Origin of the sequence: Streptomyces sp. TG1A-8 (assembly GCF_030499535.1) — a bacterium.
Lineage (GTDB): Bacteria > Actinomycetota > Actinomycetes > Streptomycetales > Streptomycetaceae > Streptomyces.
Map to the genome: position 1 here is coordinate 774,866 of NZ_JASTLB010000001.1, position 15,583 is coordinate 790,448.

Here is a 15,583-nt window from a genome sequence, read left to right on the forward strand (position 1 = left end):
GGACGCGGAGGGGCCCGGTGGTGCCTACGGGAACAGGGTCACCTTGGACGGGACGGTGCTCGTCCCCGAGGTGGGCGCGCCCGTGTTGTTGACGACGTGGGCGTACTGCCCCATGCCGCCCAGGGAGATCACCTGCAGGTCGTGCATCTTGATGCCCGGGGTGGCCGGGACCTGGAAGCCGTGGGTCTGGACGATCGAGGGATCGGCCGTGAAGTTGCAGTAGCTGCCCAGGCCCCACGCCTCGTGCGTGGTGACGGAGTCGGCGACCTTGTAGGCCGCGTAGCCGACGACGCCGTCGTGGGTGACGGTGGCGGCGTTCGGGACGTCGTACGCCTTCTCGTTCTGGAAGAAGATCGTCCGCCCGCGCTCCCCGCTCCAGTAGACGTCGTACTTGTTGAAGTGCTCGACGAACAGGCCGGTGGCGAGGACGTCGTTGCCGTTGACGCGCAGACCGTAGTCCGCCCGGTTGGTGTCCCAGCCGACGCCGCTGCCGTGGTCGGCCCGCCACAGCCAGGTGTGGTCGACGATGACGTTGTTGCTGTTGACCACGACCGAGTTGGTGGCGAGGCCGGGGCCGGCGCCGCCGATGCGGACGAACACGTCCTGCATGGTGGTGGGGTTGGCGGAGTGGTCGGCGGTGGAGCCGGGGGGGCCGATCCGCAGGAGCGTGTCGGAGTTGACCGAGCCGGCGTCGATCAGGAAGCCGGCGAGCCTGACGCCGTCGACGTCGGCGACGTGCATCGCGTCGACGCCGTTGTCCGGGACGAGCGTGGCGAGGCCGAGGCCGAGGACCACGGTGTTGGCGCGGGTGACGTCGATGGTCTGGTCGAGGTGGTAGACGCCCGGGGTGAACAGGAGGTTCAGGCCCTGGGCGAGGGCCGCGTTGATGGTGGCGGCGGTGGCACCCGGCTTGACGACGTAGAACTGGTCCAGCGGGATCGAGGTGCCGGCGTTGGCCGGCCAGGAGACGCCCCGGGCGTTCGTGCGCTTGGCCGGGACGAACACCTTGTAGGTGGAACCGTCCAGGTAGAGGAACGGCTTCTCGCGGGAGACCGGGGTCGTGTCCAGGGTGGTGTACGGGCCGCTGTCGAAGTTGGTCGCGGGCGCGCCCTGGACGCCGGAGAAGGTCATGTTCCACACGCCGTTGGTCCAGCCGCCGACGGAGCTGTCGCGGGTGTACCACTGCTGCTGGGAGTACGGGCCGACCGTGCCGTCGACCTTGGAGTCGGCGATGTAGCCGCCGGAGGCCCAGCCGTAGCCGTTCGGGGCGAGGTTGAGGCCGCCCTGGACGTGGATGCGGCGGAAGGGGGCCGCCTGGGCGACGGCCCAGCGGTCGTCGCCGTTGGACGGCCTGATGGCGAGGTTCTCCGCCGAACGCCAGAAGTTCTGGGTGGCGTTGCCGTTGAACCAGCCCGCGTCCACGGTGACGTCACCGTTGATCTGGGTGTCGTCGGGGTTCAGGCCGAGCCCGGAGATGGAGGTGTAGAAGCCGATCTGGGCGTTGATGCCGTTGTAGGTGCCGGGCTTGAGCAGGAACTGGTAGCGGCCGGTGCCGAACTGGTTCGACTCCTGCTGGGCGAAGACGCTGTCGAACTTCTGCTGGAGGTTCGGGGTGGAGGGGTCCACGACGATCACGTTCGGACCGAGGTCGCCGCCGCCCTGGACCGGCGGGACGCCGGTGGAGCCGGTGTGCACCGCCACTTCCCACAGGGAGTAGCCGTAGGCGGTGCCGCGGGCCGTGCCGTAGATCCGCACGTAGCGGCCGGAGCCGCTCACGTCGTAGGAGGCGGTGCCGCCCGTGGCGTCGGTGACGCTCTTCAGCGTGCTCCAGGTCTGACCGTCGGAGGAGGTCTGGATCTGGAAGTTCTTGCCGTACGCGGCCTCCCAGTTCAGGTCGACCTTGCACAGGCTCTTGACCGAGCCGAGGTCGACCTGGACCCACTGCGGATCGGCGGCCTGGCTGGACCAGCGGGTCGCGGTGTTCCCGTCGAAGGCGGCGGAGGCGGGGGTGCCGGCGTTCTCCGTGGAGGAGGCGGTGGCGGTCCTGCCCTGGGCGGCGTTGGCCGTGTCACAGGTGGGCTGGGTGCTGCTCGTGCTGCCGAACACCTGGAACTCCCAGAGGGAGTAGCCGTACTGGGTGGCCCGGTGCACGCCGAGCATCCGCACGTAGCGGCCCTGGCCGGACACGGCGACCGTGTCGGTGCCGCCGTCGCCGCCGGTGACGGACTTCAGGTCCGTCCAGGCGGTCCCGTCGTTGGATATCTGGAGTTTGTAGTCCTTGCCGTAGGCGGCCTCCCAGTTCAGCACCACCTGGCTCACCGTGGCGGTGTCGCCGAGGTCGACCTGGACCCACTGGTCGTCGGTGGCGGCGGAGGACCAGCGGGTCCCCGTGTCGCCGTCGACGGCCATGGCGGCGGTGGTGCCGTAGGTCTCCTCGGAGGAAGCGGTGGCCGTCTTCCCCTGCGACAGGGGGGTTTCGGCGGCGGCGGCCGGTGGGTGGGCGGAGGGCAGGGCGATCAGCGCTGCCGTCGCGGCCAGCGCGATCCCCAGGGATCTCAGTCTCGTTCTCATACGGCGGCTCCATGCGGCTGCGGGATCCAAGAGGTGGAACCCCTCACTTAGTTCATGTTTTGATTTAAGTGATGAACCAAACGGTCGGCAAGCCTTCGGAAGTCAAATCCTCAAAACCCGGCGCCCCGCCGGGCGCCGCACCGCCCCGGCGCCCGCACGTGGCTGCCCGCCGGGCCCGCCTCTTAGGGCCGCGTGGGGGCGCGCCGCTGGTCCTGGTCGCCGACGGGGTCGGACAGGGGCGTGTCCCAGGCCAGTTGGTGGTGCGGCGCCTCGTCCTGCCGCTGGACGGGGGAAGCCGCGGCCCCGGCGCGCGGGGCACCGGGCTGGGCCGGGGCGCGCATGCCGTTGCCGGCGGGGGTGAGGAAGGCGCCGAGGTCCTCGGCCGTGCCGGAGTGCGCCTCGTGCACGGTGACCTCGTGTCCCGCCTTGTGCAGGGCCAGGGCCGCCGCCGTGCCCGCGATGCCGCCGCCGATCACCAGTACTCGTGTCACGCTCCGCTCCCACCGGCCGTATGCGTTGGCACCGTCCAAGGGCAGTGACGGGCGCGGGGGCCGTCCGGGGGCCGCGATCCGGACACGTCCGGCCCGCCCGGGGCAGGGCCGGCGACCGGCCGGGGCAGGGGCCGCGATCCGGGCAGGCCCTCCCCGGCGGGGTGGCGGGTCCGGCTCCGGCCGGCCCCGGGGGACGGCTCGCGGCCCGCCGCCCCGTCACGGCGGGGGGCGGCGGGGGCTCGGGGTGTGCTCGCCGTGCACACGGCCGTGCTGCGCACGGGCGGCCCGTGCGGAGTCCGCGCGGGCGCACGGGCGGCGCGGACGCGGGTCCCCGCGAGGCCGCCCGCGGTGACCCGGGGCGTTTCCGGTGGCCCGGGAGCCGTGCCCGGCCGGCCGCGGGCCGGACGCTCCCCGCCCGGCGCGCCGACGGCAGGGCGCACGGCGAGCAGGGCCTTTGCGACCGTGCGCGGGGTGTCCGGCGGCCTGTCGAAGGGGTTTTCGCCCGCGGAACGGGTACGTGCGGGCCATGCGGGTGAGCGTGGTGGATGCGGGTTCGAAGACGGTCCGGTTGGCGGTCGCCGATGCGCAGGGGGGTCTTCCGCTGCCGGTGCACACGGTCAAGTGGAAGCTGCGCCTGTCCGACCACGTGGCGCCGGACGGCACCATCGGCGAGGCGGCCGTGGACGAGCTGGTCAAGGCCGTGGCCGCCGCCGGCAGTGCGGCCCGGCGCTGGAAGGCGGCGGGGCCGCTGGCCTTCGCGACCACCGTCGTGCGCAACGCCCCCAACCGGGAGGAGGTGCTGGAGCGGGTCTCCTCGGAGACCGGCGTCCGCATGTGCACCCTGCCCGGCGAGACCGAGGCCGAGCTGACGTTCCTGGCGGCGCGCCGCTGGCTGGGCTGGCGCGCCGGTCCGCTGGCACTGCTCGACGTCGGCGGCGGCTCGCTGGAGGTGGCCTTCGGCCGCGGACGGCTGCCCGACTTCGCCGCCTCGCTCCCGCTCGGCGCGCACCGGCTCACGCAGGAGCTCCTCGGCCCGCAGGACCCGCCCGCCCCGGGGGACGTCAAGTCGCTGCGGCGCCGGGTGCGCCACGAACTGCGGGACGTGGCGGCGCGGATCCGCTGGGAGGGGCCGCGCACCGCGGCGGTGACGTCCCGCACCTTCCAGCAGCTGGCCAGGCTGTGCGGGGCGGCGGCGGGGCGGCACGGGCCCTTCGTGGGACGCGAGATGCTCCGCCGGGACCTCCGCGAGGTCATCGACACCCTCTCCTCGCTGCCCGCCGCCGAGCGGGCCCGGCTGCCCGGCATCTCCGCCCCGCGGGCCGAGCAGAGCCTCGCGGGCGCCGTCGTCGGACACACCGCCCTGAAACTCATGGGACTGCGCCGGGTCGTCGTGTGCCCGTGGGCGGTCCGGGAGGGCGTACTGCTCCGCTACCTGGAGGACGGCGCCGACTGGTGGGCGGAGGCTTCCGCGGCCGTCACCGCGCCCGCCGGCACCGCCGCCCTCACGCCTCCCACGGTCCTCACGAGACCGCCCCGGCTCCCGCACGCCCGGGTCGGCGGGTGAGCCGGAGGACCCCCGGCGGCCCGGGGCGCGGCGCCCTCGGCCGGGCCGGTGCCGCCTGCCCGGGCGGCAGGACCCGGCCGGTGCTCCCGGTGTGCCCGGCGCGGGGGGAGCGGGCCTGCGCCGGCCGCCCGTCGTCGTCGCCCGCGAGCAGGGCGACGAGTCGGGCGCCGGTCACCGTCCCGTCGTCCTTGTGCGCGGCCCAGCGGGCGAAGGTCTCCGCCGCCGCGTCGGCGAAGGTGCCCGGGAGTCCGGTGTCGTGCCGGGCCGTGCGGATCTCCCGCATCCCCGGTTCCCGGCGCCAGGCCCGCGGACCTGCGCCCGCCGGCTGACCGGACTGTGCCAGCGGGGTGCCGGGCAGCGACCGTCCGGCCAGTTCCGGCAGTTCCCCGCCCACCTCATGCCCCTCGGCGAGGGCGAGGGCCTGGGCGGCCAGGGCGTGGGAGACCTCGGTGCAGGCGGCGAAGGCCAGCTTGAGCGCCGAGGCCCGCCCGACCGGCCCGGGCAGGGGGCGCGGGGCCAGGAGGGCGCCGGTGAACAGCGCCCAGACCCGTGCGACGGCCTCCGCCGGGCCCGACAGGTACAGCCGGGTGGTCCCGGCCGTGCGGGGCGGCGGGCCGGTGATCCCGCCGTCCACCACGGTCGTGCCGGCGGCGCCGAACACCTCGCTGATTTCGGCCATTCGCCGCGGGCTGACCGCGTTGGCCCCGGCGTAGACGCCGCGGAAGCCGGTGGCCGCGACCTGCCGGGCGACGTCGAGCGCGGCGGCCGGCGGGCATCCGCTCAGCACGACGTCGCAGGCCGCCGTCAGTTCCGCGGGGTCCCCGGCGGGGCACAGCCCGGCCTCGGCGGCCCGTTCCCGCGAGGCGTCCGAGCGGCCCTCGGGCACCCGCCGCACCGTCGCTCCCGCGGCCACGGCCTGCGCGGCCACCCGCGCCCCCATGGCGCCGGGGTGCACGATCCCCACCTGCCGCCCAGTCATGCGGGGACCCCGACCCCACGCCCCGCGCAGGGGCGGCGGGGCTGCCGGGGAGGCCTGCCCCGGGGCGCCGGGGCCCGGCAGCCGGACAGCCGGTCGGGCCAGGTGACCCGGCCGGCGCCGAAGGGGCCCCGCTCGCACCGGAAGGAGCCGACCGCCTCGCCGTCCCCGCGCGCCACCGCGGCCCGTGCCGCGGCCGCGGTGGCGGCCGGCCCCCGGCGCGTTCGCGCCGGCCGGTCCCGGGCGTGCTGGCACACTGCCTGGTCGGCCCGCGGAGCCCCGCGGCCCCGACGAAAGGCGGTACGCCATGTCCTCCCTCCCGAAGCCCGCCGAGTTACTGGCCGCCATGCCGTTCGCGGCCGGGCTCGGCATCGAACTGCTGGCGGCCACGGCCGAGCGCACGGTCGGCAGCCTGGCCTGGTCCCCACGGGTCTGTACGGCGGGCGGCGCGCTGCACGGCGGGGCGCTGATGGCGCTGGCGGACAGCGTCGGTGCCGTGTGCGCCCACCTGAACCTGCCCGAGGGGGCCTCGGGCACCTCGACGGTGGAGTCCAAGACCAACTTCCTGCGGGCGGTGACGGGCGGGCACGTCCGCGCCACGGCCCGCCCGCTGCACCTGGGCGGCACCCTCCTGGTGGTGCAGACCGACCTGCGTGACGACCGCGACCGGCTGGTCGGCCAGACGACGCAGACCCAGATCGTGCTGCGGAGGGGCACCGGCTGACGACGTGCCGGGACCCGCGGGCCACCGGAGCCGCAGCCTCCACCACAGGTAAAGAGATCGCATGGTCTAGTCCAAAGAGCAGCTTTGGACTAGACCAACCCATTGACGTGAGCGCAACAGCTCCCGGAGGCTGGGGCCCCTCCCCCATCCCATCCCCTGGAGGCACGCAGTGAGACGTCTTCGCGCATGGCTGGGCGCCGCGGCCGCCGTCGGACTGGCCGCCGCGGGCACGACCGCGTTCGTCGCCGGCAACGCCCAGGGCGCGACCAGCGCGCTCAGCAACCGCTGGTACGCCGCCGCGCCGTACCTGATGCCGCTGGACAACGACCCGCCGAACCCGGCCGCCATCATGGACGCCACCGGCCTGAAGGCCTTCCAGCTCGCCTTCGTCCTGGCCCCCAACGGCGGCGGCTGCTCGCCGACCTGGGGCGGCACGGCGGCCGTCTCCTCGGACACGGCGGTCCAGTCGGTCATCAACACCGTCCGCGGCAAGGGCGGCGACGTCTCCGTCTCCATCGGCGGCTACGGCGGCACCAAGCTCGGCCAGGCCTGCCCGGACGCGGCGTCCACGGCGGCGGCCTACCAGCAGGTCATCAGCAAGTACGGGCTGCACGCCATCGACTTCGACCTGGAGGAGCCGGAGTACGAGAACGCGGCGGCCATCAGGAACGAGATCGGCGCCGCGAAGATCCTCCAGCAGAACAACCCGGGCCTGTACGTCTCGGTGACCACGGCCGGCACCGCGGACGGCACCGGCTGGTTCGGCAAGCAGATGCTGCTGGAGGCGAAGTCGCAGGGGTTCACCCCGAACAACTTCTCCATCATGCCGTTCGACGGCGGCTTCAACGGCGCGGCGAGCCAGACCAGCGCGCTGACCAACTTCAACGCGATCCTGCAGTCCACCTTCGGCTGGGACCAGGCGACCGCCTACGCCCACGAGGGCTTCTCGGGCATGAACGGCCGCAGCGACACCGGGGAGTACTTCTCGCAGGCCGACTTCCAGACCGTGCTGGACTACGCGACCAGCCACAACATGGACCGGTTCACGTTCTGGTCGCTGAACCGCGACCGGCAGTGCACCCCGGCCGACAACGGCGGCCGCACGTCGGGCACGTGCTCCAGCGTGGCCCAGAACTCCTGGGACTTCGCGAAGTACTCGGTGAAGTTCGCCGGGGCCACCCCGCCCACCACGCCCCCCACCTCCACGCCCACGCCGACCCCGACCCCCACCCCGACGTCCTGCAAGACGGCGTGGAGCCCGGCGGCCGTGTACACGGCGGGCAACGAGGTCTCGTACAACAAGCACAACTGGAAGGCCAAGTGGTGGACCCAGAACGAGGTACCCGGCACCTCGGAGTGGGGCGCCTGGCAGGACGAGGGCTCCTGCTGACCCCTTGACTCCCCTGGTTCGGACCTCTAGCTTCGCGGGTCACCAGCAACCAAGGATGCGTTCGGCGTTCATCATGCTGAACGCATCCTTGCGGCGAAGGGACCCCCACATGATCCGTTCCAGGCTCCTCGCGGCCGTCACCACCGCGGCCTTCGCGCTCGGCCTCACCGCCCTCGGCGGCGGCAGCGCCGACGCGGCCGACCCGCACGTCGCGCCCGGCGGCAACTTCGACCTGTCCGTCTGGCAGCTCCAGGAGCCGGTGGGCTCACCCGGCTCCCCGACCACCGTCCCCTCCTCCCGGCTCCAGGGCGCGGACGGCTACCAGGACGCGTACTTCCACACCGACACCCGCGACGGCGCGATGACCTTCTGGGCACCGGAGAAGGGCGTGACCACGCCCAACTCGAACTACGCGCGCTCCGAACTGCGCGAGATGAACCGCGACGGCAGCGCCGCCGACTGGCCGCTGAGCGGTTCCCACCGGATGAGCGCGACCCTGCGTGTGGTCTCCGTGACGAAGAACGTCTGCGTCGGGCAGATCCACCTGGGCTCGGGCGGCTCCTCGACCAAGCCGCTGCTGGAGCTGTACTACCACTCGGACGGCGACATCGTCCTCGGCACCGAGAACTCGCCGGCCGGGGGCCAGACCGCGCACACCGTGGGCCACGTCCCCGTCGGCAAGACCTGGACCTACACCATCGCCGTCTCGGGCGGGAACACCGTCGGCCTGACCGTCAACGGCACCACCACCCACTACGCCGTCCCGTCCTCGTTCCAGCCGTACAAGCAGTACTTCAAGGCGGGCTCCTACAACCAGTCCTCCTCCGACAGCACCACCCAGGGCGCCCGGGTCGCGTTCTACGGGCTGACCGTGAAGCACGGCTGACACGCGGTCCGACCTGCGCGACTGGTGCAACCGGCCGAACGGCCGTAGCGTCGGTGTGCACCGGTCGGACACGGCACGACGAGTGGGAGCGGCCATGCGCGGATCACTGGTGGGAACGGCGGTCACCCTCGCGGCGGGGACCATGCTCACCGCGGCCATGACCACGGCCTCGGCCAGTCCGCCGGAGACGGCGGCCCAAGCCGCTCCCGCGCAGCTCACGCAGCCCGTGCTGGTCGACTGCCTGTGGCACCGCGACGTCCGCCCGGCCGACTTCGTCCTGGCCTGCGGCGACGGCAACAGCCGCCTCACCGGACTGCGCTGGACGAGGTGGAGCCCGCAGGCGGCGGACGCCGAGGGCGTCAACGTGGTCAACGACTGCAAGCCGTACTGCGCGGCGGGCACCTTCCGCTCGTACCGGGTGACCGTGCGGCTGGACCGGCCCGAGCCGTGGAAGAAGCACCCCGGCACCCAGCACTACACCCGGATGAGCCTGACCTACACCGGCGCCCGGCCGGAGGGCTTCCAGCAGGTCATGACCTACCCGTTGTGGGACTGACCGCCCGCCCGGCGGGTCCGCCGGGACGCCGCTCGCCGCGACCGGTCCTCCCGGGTCGCGGCAAGCGGCGTCCTGGCGGGTGACCCGGCCGGTCAGGCGATCTCGACCAGCAGGTCGCCGCCCTCCACCTGCTGGATCCGGTTGATGGCGAGCCGGGAGACGCGTCCCGCCCTCGGCGCGGTGATCGTGGCCTCCATCTTCATCGCCTCGATGGTCGCCACCGTGGCCCCCGCCGCCACCTCGTCGCCCTCGGCCACCGAAAGCGTCACGACCCCGGCGAACGGCGCCGCCACGTGACGGGGATCGGCCCGGTCGGCCTTCTGCGTCGCCGGCACGTCCGAGGCCGCCGCCCGGTCGCGCACCCGGATGGGCCGCAGCTGTCCGTTGAGCGAGGACATCACGGTGCGCATACCGCGCTCGTCGGCCTCGCCGACCGCCTGCAGCTCGATGAGCAGCCGCACCCCCGGCTCCAGGTCGACGGCGTACTCCTGGCCCGGGCGCAGGCCGTAGAAGAAGGCCTTGCTGTCCAGGACGCTGGTGTCGCCGTAGGACTGCCGGTGCGTGTCGAACTCACGGGTCGGACCGGGGAACAGCAGCCGGTTCAGGGTCGCCCGGCGATCCCCGGCCAGTCCGTCGCGGTCCTCGGCGGACAGCCCGGGGACCGGCCTGGGCGCGCCGCGGCCCTGGAGGGCCTTGGTCCGGAACGGCTCGGGCCAGCCGCCGGGCGGGGTGCCCAGCTCGCCGCGCAGGAAGCCGATGACCGAGTCCGGGATGTCGAACCTGTCGGGGGTCGCCTCGAAGTCCTCCGGGCAGACCCCGGCGCCGACCAGGTGCAGGGCCAGGTCGCCGACCACCTTGGACGAGGGGGTGACCTTGACCAGGCGGCCCAGGATGCGGTCGGCGGCCGCGTACATCGCCTCGATGTCCTCGAAGCGGTCGCCGAGGCCGAGGGCGACGGCCTGGGTGCGCAGGTTGGACAGCTGCCCGCCGGGGATCTCGTGGTGGTAGACGCGGCCGGTCGGGGAGGCCAGGCCCGCCTCGAACGGGGCGTAGATCCGCCGGACGCCCTCCCAGTACGGCTCCAGGTCGCCGACGGCCTGCAGGTCGAGGCCGGTGGGCCGGTCGGAGTGGTCGGTGGCGGCGACGAGCGCCGACAGCGAGGGCTGCGAGGTCGTACCGGCCATGGAGGCCACCGCGCCGTCCACCGCGTCGGCGCCCGCCTGGATCGCGGCGAGATAGGTGGCGAGCTGGCCGCCCGCGGTGTCGTGGGTGTGCAGGTGCACCGGCAGGCCGAACTCGCGGCGCAGCGCGGAGACGAGCCTGGCGGCGGCCGGGGCGCGCAGCAGTCCGGCCATGTCCTTGACTGCGAGGACGTGGGCGCCGGCCTCGACGATCCGCTCGGCCAGGCGCAGGTAGTAGTCGAGGGTGTAGAGGCGCTCGGCGGGGTCGCTGAGGTCGGCGGTGTAGCAGAGGGCGACCTCGGCGACCGCCGTACCGGTCTCGCGCACGGCGTCGATGGCGGGCCGCATCTGGCCGACGTCGTTGAGCGCGTCGAAGATGCGGAAGACGTCGATGCCGGTGGCCGCCGCCTCCTGGACGAAGGCGTCGGTCACCTCGGTCGGGTACGGGGTGTAGCCGACGGTGTTGCGGCCGCGCAGCAGCATCTGCAGGCAGATGTTGGGCACGGCCTCGCGCAGGGCGGCCAGCCGCTCCCACGGGTCCTCGGCGAGGAAGCGCAGGGCCACGTCGTACGTCGCCCCGCCCCAGCACTCCAGCGACAGCAGCTGCGGCAGGGTGCAGGCGACCACGGGGGCGACGGCGAGGAGGTCCTTGGTGCGCACGCGGGTGGCGAGCAGCGACTGGTGGGCGTCGCGGAAGGTGGTGTCGGTGACGCCGATGGTCGACGATTCGCGCAGGTGGCGGGCGAAACCCTCGGGGCCGAGGTCGACCAGTCGCTGCCGGGAGCCGGCCGGTGGCTCGCCGGCCGGGAGCGGCGGCAGCTTGGTGACCGGGTCGAGCAGGCGGGGACGCTCGCCGTGCGGCTTGTTGACGGTGACGTCGGCGAGGTAGGTGAGCAGCTTGGTGCCGCGGTCGGCGGAGTGCCGGGCGGTGAGCAGGTGCGGACGCTGCTCGATGAACGACGTGGTGACCCGGCCCGCCCGGAAGTCGGGGTCGTCCAGGACGGCCTGCAGGAACGGGATGTTGGTGGCCACGCCCCGGATGCGGAACTCGGCCACCGCCCGCCGGGCCCGGCCGACCGCCGCCGTGAAGTCCCGTCCCCGGCAGGTCAGCTTGACCAGCATCGAGTCGAAGTGGGCGCTGATCTCCGTGCCCGCGTGGGTGGTGCCGCCGTCCAGGCGGATGCCGGAGCCGCCCGGTGAGCGGTAGGCGCTGATCCGGCCGGTGTCGGGGCGGAAGCCGTTGGCGGGGTCCTCGGTGGTGATGCGGCACTGGAGGGCGGCGCCGCGCAGGGTGACCGTGTCCTGGGACAGGCCGAGGTCGGCGAGGGTCTCGCCGGCGGCGATGCGCAGCTGGGCCTGGACCAGGTCGACGTCGGTGACCTCCTCGGTCACCGTGTGCTCTACCTGGATGCGCGGGTTCATCTCGATGAAGACGTGGTTGCCGTCGGGGTCGAGGAGGAACTCCACCGTGCCGGCGTTGCGGTAGCCGATCTCGCGGGCGAAGCGCACGGCGTCGCCGCAGATCCGCTCCCGCAGCCCCGGGTCGAGGTTGGGTGCGGGCGCCAGCTCGATGACCTTCTGGTGACGGCGCTGCAGCGAGCAGTCGCGCTCGAAGAGGTGGATGACGCCGCCCTCGCCGTCGGCGAGGATCTGCACCTCGATGTGGCGCGGGTCCACGACGGCCTTCTCCAGGAAGACGGTCGGGTCGCCGAAGGCGGACGCGGCCTCGCGGGAGGCGGCCTCGATGGACTCGCGCAGCTGCGCGGGGTCCGCCACGCGGCGCATGCCGCGCCCGCCACCGCCGGCGACGGCCTTGACGAAGACCGGGAAGCCGATGTCCTCGGCGGCGCGGACCAGCTCGTCCACGTCGTTGGAGGGGGCCGAGGAGCCCAGCACGGGTACCCCGGCCGCCCGGGCGGCGGCGACCGCGCGGGCCTTGTTGCCGGTCAGCTCCAGGGTCCGTGCGTCCGGCCCGACGAAGGTGATGCCCGCCTGCTCGCAGGCACGGGCCAGTTCGGGGTTCTCGGACAGGAATCCGTAGCCCGGGTAGACCGCGTCCGCTCCGGCCCGGCGGGCGGCGCCCACGATCTCCTCGACCGAGAGGTAGGCCCGCACCGGGTGTCCCGGACGGCCGATCTCGTAGGCCTCGTCGGCCTTCAGCCGGTGCAGCGAGTTGCGGTCCTCGTGCGGGAACACGGCGACCGTGCGCGCGCCGAGTTCGTAGCCCGCCCGGAACGCGCGGATCGCGATCTCTCCACGGTTGGCGACCAGCACCTTGCGGAACATCATGAATTCCCTTCAGCTGCCTGTCGGCGACGACCACCATGGTCTCAGCCACGCCCTGCCGTACCTCGCGGCAACATTAGGTGCTGCCCGTACGTGTCGAAGTGCGAAAACCATCACATCGACGTGGTGCGGACGCGCCGGGAGCGGGGATCCCGCGCCCGGCGCGTCCGGCCCCGGGACCCGGCGGTGCGGCGGCCACCGCCCGCCGGGCGCGGTCGTCCGGGCGCCGGCACGGCCGCCGGGGTCCGGGCCGCTCGTGCCGGCGGGACGGGACCCGGTGTTCCCCGCTCGGAGTCAATGCGCGTACATGACCGACGAATTTGTGGAATGCCGTCGGAATCTTTCGAATCCGAACAGCAACTCTCGTATAGTGACCGCCGGTTCGCCCCCTCCCGGAGCGACTGCGCTGTACCCGACCGCCCCTGTTCGTCCCCTTCTGCCGCGAGGACCAGACCGGACCGATGACCGCGCCCACGCCTCCCGGCGACCGTCCCCCCTCCGCACCCTCGTCGTCACCCTCGTCGTCACCGGCGCCCTGTCGGCACTCGCGGTCGGCGCGGCCGTGGCCGCCGCACCGGACGCCGTGCGCACGCCCCTCGCCCAGGGCGCGGGCGCCGCCGCGGTCGCGTTCTGCGCGGCCGTGACCACGGCCGTGTACGCGCTGCGCAGCGCCCGCGGCACCCGGCGCAGGCTGCGGAGCGCGGTCCAGGAGGTCGCCCGGCTGCGGCAGGAGCAGGCCGGGGCGGCCGAGGAGGCACGCCGGGAGCGGCAGCGGCTCGTCGACGAACTGGCGCGGCAGCGCGAGGGGTTCACCGAGTCGCTGGCGGCCGGGCGCGCCCGGCTGGAGGAGGAGGCCGGGCGGGAGGGGGACCGGCTGCGCCGGGAGAACGCCCGCCTGGCCCGGGAGGCGGAGCGGGCCCGGCGGGAGCGTGCCGCGGCGATCTCGGCGACCTCCGGCGTCGCCGGGCGGATGCAGGCCCTCGCCACCGCGACCCTCGCCGACCTGCGTGCGATGGAGGAACGGCACTCCGACGAGGACGTGCTCGCCGACCTCCTGCACCTGGACCACCGTACGGCCCAGGCCGGACGGCTCGCCGACTCCATCGCCGTGCTGACCGGGGCCCGCTCGGGACGCCGGTGGGCGCGGCCGATCGGGATGGAGTCCATCCTGCGCGGCGCGATGGGCCGGATCGCGGGGTACCGGCGGGTGCGCGTCCATTCGGTCAGCGAGGTCGCGGTCGCCGGGCACGCGGCCGAGGGCGTGATGCACGCGCTCGCCGAACTCCTCGACAACGCCGCGAACTTCTCGCCCCCGACCGCCGAGGTCCACGTCTACGTGGAGGAGGTGCCGGCCGGTGTCATCGTGTCCGTGGAGGACAGCGGTCTGGTGATGGGGGACGTCCAGCTGCGCCGCGCCGAGCGGGCGGTCTCCGGCGACGCCTCCGAGCTGGGCGGTCTGACCGGTACCCGGCTGGGCCTCACCGTGGTCGGCCGGCTGGCCCGCAAGTACGGCCTGAAGGTGTCCTTCCGGCCGTCCGCGCGCGGAGGCACCGGTGTGCTGATGCTCGTCCCGCAGGAGATCCTCACCGGCCCGGCCGCGCCCGGACCGGCGGCCGTGACCGTCCCTCCCGGCGCCGGGAAGCGGGCCGAACCGTCCGCCGTCCCCGGAGCGGCGGACACCGCCCCGGCCTCCCGGGCCCCTCGGCCCGCCACCGGCGCGGAGGACGCGGAGGACGCGGGACTGCCCCGGCGCCGCCGGGGCCGTACCCTCGCCGAGGCCGAACGCTCCCGGTCGGCCTCCCGGACCGACGCCCCGCGGCCCGCGCCCGGCACCGACGACGCGAAGGCCCGGGCGGCCCGTTTCGGCAGCTTCCGCCAGGCCGTCCGCCCCCCGGCGCCGGAGATCCGGCAGCCCGCGCCCGGCTCCGCGTCCGCGCCCGGCCCGGCCTCCGCCACGGACAGCGCCCCTCGCCACGCCCACGCCGCCGGCACCGCCCCGCAGGACCGCCCGGCCACCGCACCGCAGGCCGCGACGCGGGACGGCCACCGCCCCGGCGCCCCGCACGACGCGGCACCGGAACACCGCACGCCCGACTCACCCCACGCCGCCCGCACCCCCTCCGACGGGGCCGGGCACACCTCCCCCGCACCCCCGTCCTCATCATCCCGCCCGCACGCGTTCCCGGAAGGCGACACCACTTCATGACCGGCAGGACCACCGCCGACGACACGCTCACCTGGCTCCTGGAGGGCCTGCTGGAAAGGACCCCCGGGGCCCGGCACGCGCTCGTGCTGTCCCGGGACGGACTCAAACTGTGCCGTTCCCCGGAGCTGACCGTCGACCAGGCCGACCAGCTCGCCGCGATCGCCGCCGGCATCCAGTCGCTGTCGCACGGCGCGTCCGTCGAGTTCGGCGACGGCAGTGGCGGCGTACGCTCGGCCATGACCGAGTTCTACGGGGGCGTGCTGTTCATCGTCGAGGCCGGCGAGGGCGCCCACCTGGCGGTCGTCACCGCCGAGGACGCGGACCCCGGGGTCGTCGGGCACCACATGAGCGAACTGGTGGAACAGCTCGGCGAGCACCTGACCGCACCGCCCCGGACGTCATGAGCCGTCCGGGCAGGGACGACGCGCCCGACCGCCTCTACACGATCACCCAGGGACGCAGCCGGACCGGCCCCGACAACCCCTTCGACCTCGTCACACTGGTCGTCGCCGAGTCGGAGCCGGTGGCCGGCATGCAGTCGGAGCACACGGCGATCCTCAGGACGGCCGAGTTCCCCACTTCCGTGGCCGAGATCGCCGCCGAACTGCGGCTGCCCGTGAGCATCGCCAAGGTGCTGCTGTGCGACCTGCTCGCGGCGGGCCGGATCAGCGCCCGTCATCCGCACCGGCCGGCCATCACCGACCCCGACATCCTGGAGCAGGTGCTCGTTGGACTCCGCAACCTCTGAGGCG

At 74.2% G+C, this 15,583-nt stretch carries 10 protein-coding genes and 2 pseudogenes; 8 read left to right on the plus strand and 4 right to left on the minus strand.

Features of this window, described 5'->3' with window-relative positions; all coding sequences use genetic code 11:
- Positions 1-24: 24 nt before the first annotated feature.
- The gene (locus QQY24_RS03110; protein WP_301971119.1) at positions 25-2,571 is read right to left on the minus strand and encodes a discoidin domain-containing protein; all 2,547 of its coding nucleotides are present in this window, start codon (positions 2,569-2,571) and stop codon (positions 25-27) included.
- A 323-nt stretch (positions 2,572-2,894) separates the two neighbouring features.
- Positions 2,895-3,062, minus strand: a pseudogene (locus QQY24_RS34675) (FAD-dependent oxidoreductase); the annotation flags it as partial.
- Positions 3,063-3,588: 526 nt separating this feature from the next.
- Here QQY24_RS34675 and QQY24_RS03120 point away from each other — a divergent pair.
- Positions 3,589-4,626, plus strand: a complete 1,038-nt coding sequence (locus QQY24_RS03120) for a Ppx/GppA family phosphatase (protein WP_301971121.1) — start codon at positions 3,589-3,591, stop codon at positions 4,624-4,626.
- On the opposite strand, the gene QQY24_RS03125 is transcribed toward QQY24_RS03120, so the two are convergent.
- Positions 4,583-5,605, minus strand: coding sequence for an NAD(P)-binding domain-containing protein (locus QQY24_RS03125; RefSeq protein WP_301971122.1), 1,023 nt, complete (start codon positions 5,603-5,605; stop codon positions 4,583-4,585). The two genes, QQY24_RS03120 and QQY24_RS03125, sit on opposite strands and share 44 nt — an antisense overlap.
- Before the next feature lie 304 nt (positions 5,606-5,909).
- On the opposite strand from QQY24_RS03125, the gene QQY24_RS03130 reads away from it, so the two are divergent.
- The 4 genes from QQY24_RS03130 to QQY24_RS03145 all read left to right on the plus strand — a co-directional run bounded on the left by QQY24_RS03130 (position 5,910) and on the right by QQY24_RS03145 (position 9,158).
- A complete protein-coding gene (locus QQY24_RS03130) occupies positions 5,910-6,326 on the plus strand; it encodes a PaaI family thioesterase (protein WP_301971123.1) in 417 nt (138 codons plus the stop codon).
- 169 nt (positions 6,327-6,495) lie between these two features.
- Positions 6,496-7,716, plus strand: coding sequence for a chitinase (locus QQY24_RS03135; protein ID WP_301971124.1), 1,221 nt, complete (start codon positions 6,496-6,498; stop codon positions 7,714-7,716).
- Between the two features lie 109 nt (positions 7,717-7,825).
- Positions 7,826-8,602, plus strand: coding sequence for a polysaccharide lyase family 7 protein (locus QQY24_RS03140; RefSeq protein ID WP_301971125.1), 777 nt, complete (start codon positions 7,826-7,828; stop codon positions 8,600-8,602).
- A gap of 94 nt (positions 8,603-8,696) precedes the next feature.
- Entirely contained in the window at positions 8,697-9,158 is a 462-nt protein-coding gene (locus QQY24_RS03145) for a hypothetical protein (RefSeq protein WP_301971126.1), read from the plus strand.
- Positions 9,159-9,250: 92 nt separating this feature from the next.
- On the opposite strand, the gene QQY24_RS03150 is transcribed toward QQY24_RS03145, so the two are convergent.
- The gene (locus tag QQY24_RS03150; protein WP_301976121.1) at positions 9,251-12,625 is read right to left on the minus strand and encodes a pyruvate carboxylase; all 3,375 of its coding nucleotides are present in this window, start codon (positions 12,623-12,625) and stop codon (positions 9,251-9,253) included.
- 461 nt (positions 12,626-13,086) lie between these two features.
- On the opposite strand from QQY24_RS03150, the pseudogene QQY24_RS03155 reads away from it, so the two are divergent.
- From QQY24_RS03155 to QQY24_RS03165, 3 genes and pseudogenes are all read left to right on the plus strand, one after another.
- A pseudogene (locus tag QQY24_RS03155) lies at positions 13,087-14,831 on the plus strand (ATP-binding protein).
- Positions 14,828-15,235 carry a roadblock/LC7 domain-containing protein gene (locus tag QQY24_RS03160; protein WP_301971127.1) on the plus strand — a complete coding sequence of 136 codons (408 nt, stop codon included), beginning with the start codon at positions 14,828-14,830 and terminating at the stop codon, positions 15,233-15,235. Before QQY24_RS03155 ends, QQY24_RS03160 begins: the two are co-directional and overlap by 4 nt.
- Positions 15,232-15,579 carry a DUF742 domain-containing protein gene (locus QQY24_RS03165; protein ID WP_301971128.1) on the plus strand — a complete coding sequence of 116 codons (348 nt, stop codon included), beginning with the start codon at positions 15,232-15,234 and terminating at the stop codon, positions 15,577-15,579. The genes QQY24_RS03160 and QQY24_RS03165 overlap by 4 nt, the downstream gene beginning before the upstream one ends.
- The last annotated feature ends 4 nt before the right edge of the window (positions 15,580-15,583 follow it).

Excerpts from the sequence above, each read along its gene's own strand:
- QQY24_RS03160 (WP_301971127.1), top strand. The coding sequence starts at position 14,828 with ATGACCGGCAGGACCACCGCCGACGACACGCTCACCTGGCTCCTGGAG.
- QQY24_RS03145 (WP_301971126.1), top strand. The coding sequence starts at position 8,697 with ATGCGCGGATCACTGGTGGGAACGGCGGTCACCCTCGCGGCGGGGACC.
- QQY24_RS03150 (WP_301976121.1), bottom strand. The coding sequence starts at position 12,625 with ATGTTCCGCAAGGTGCTGGTCGCCAACCGTGGAGAGATCGCGATCCGC.
- QQY24_RS03130 (WP_301971123.1), top strand. The coding sequence starts at position 5,910 with ATGTCCTCCCTCCCGAAGCCCGCCGAGTTACTGGCCGCCATGCCGTTC.
- QQY24_RS03110 (WP_301971119.1), bottom strand. The coding sequence starts at position 2,571 with ATGAGAACGAGACTGAGATCCCTGGGGATCGCGCTGGCCGCGACGGCA.
- QQY24_RS03165 (WP_301971128.1), top strand. The coding sequence starts at position 15,232 with ATGAGCCGTCCGGGCAGGGACGACGCGCCCGACCGCCTCTACACGATC.
- QQY24_RS03120 (WP_301971121.1), top strand. The coding sequence starts at position 3,589 with ATGCGGGTGAGCGTGGTGGATGCGGGTTCGAAGACGGTCCGGTTGGCG.
- QQY24_RS03140 (WP_301971125.1), top strand. The coding sequence starts at position 7,826 with ATGATCCGTTCCAGGCTCCTCGCGGCCGTCACCACCGCGGCCTTCGCG.
- QQY24_RS03125 (WP_301971122.1), bottom strand. The coding sequence starts at position 5,605 with ATGACTGGGCGGCAGGTGGGGATCGTGCACCCCGGCGCCATGGGGGCG.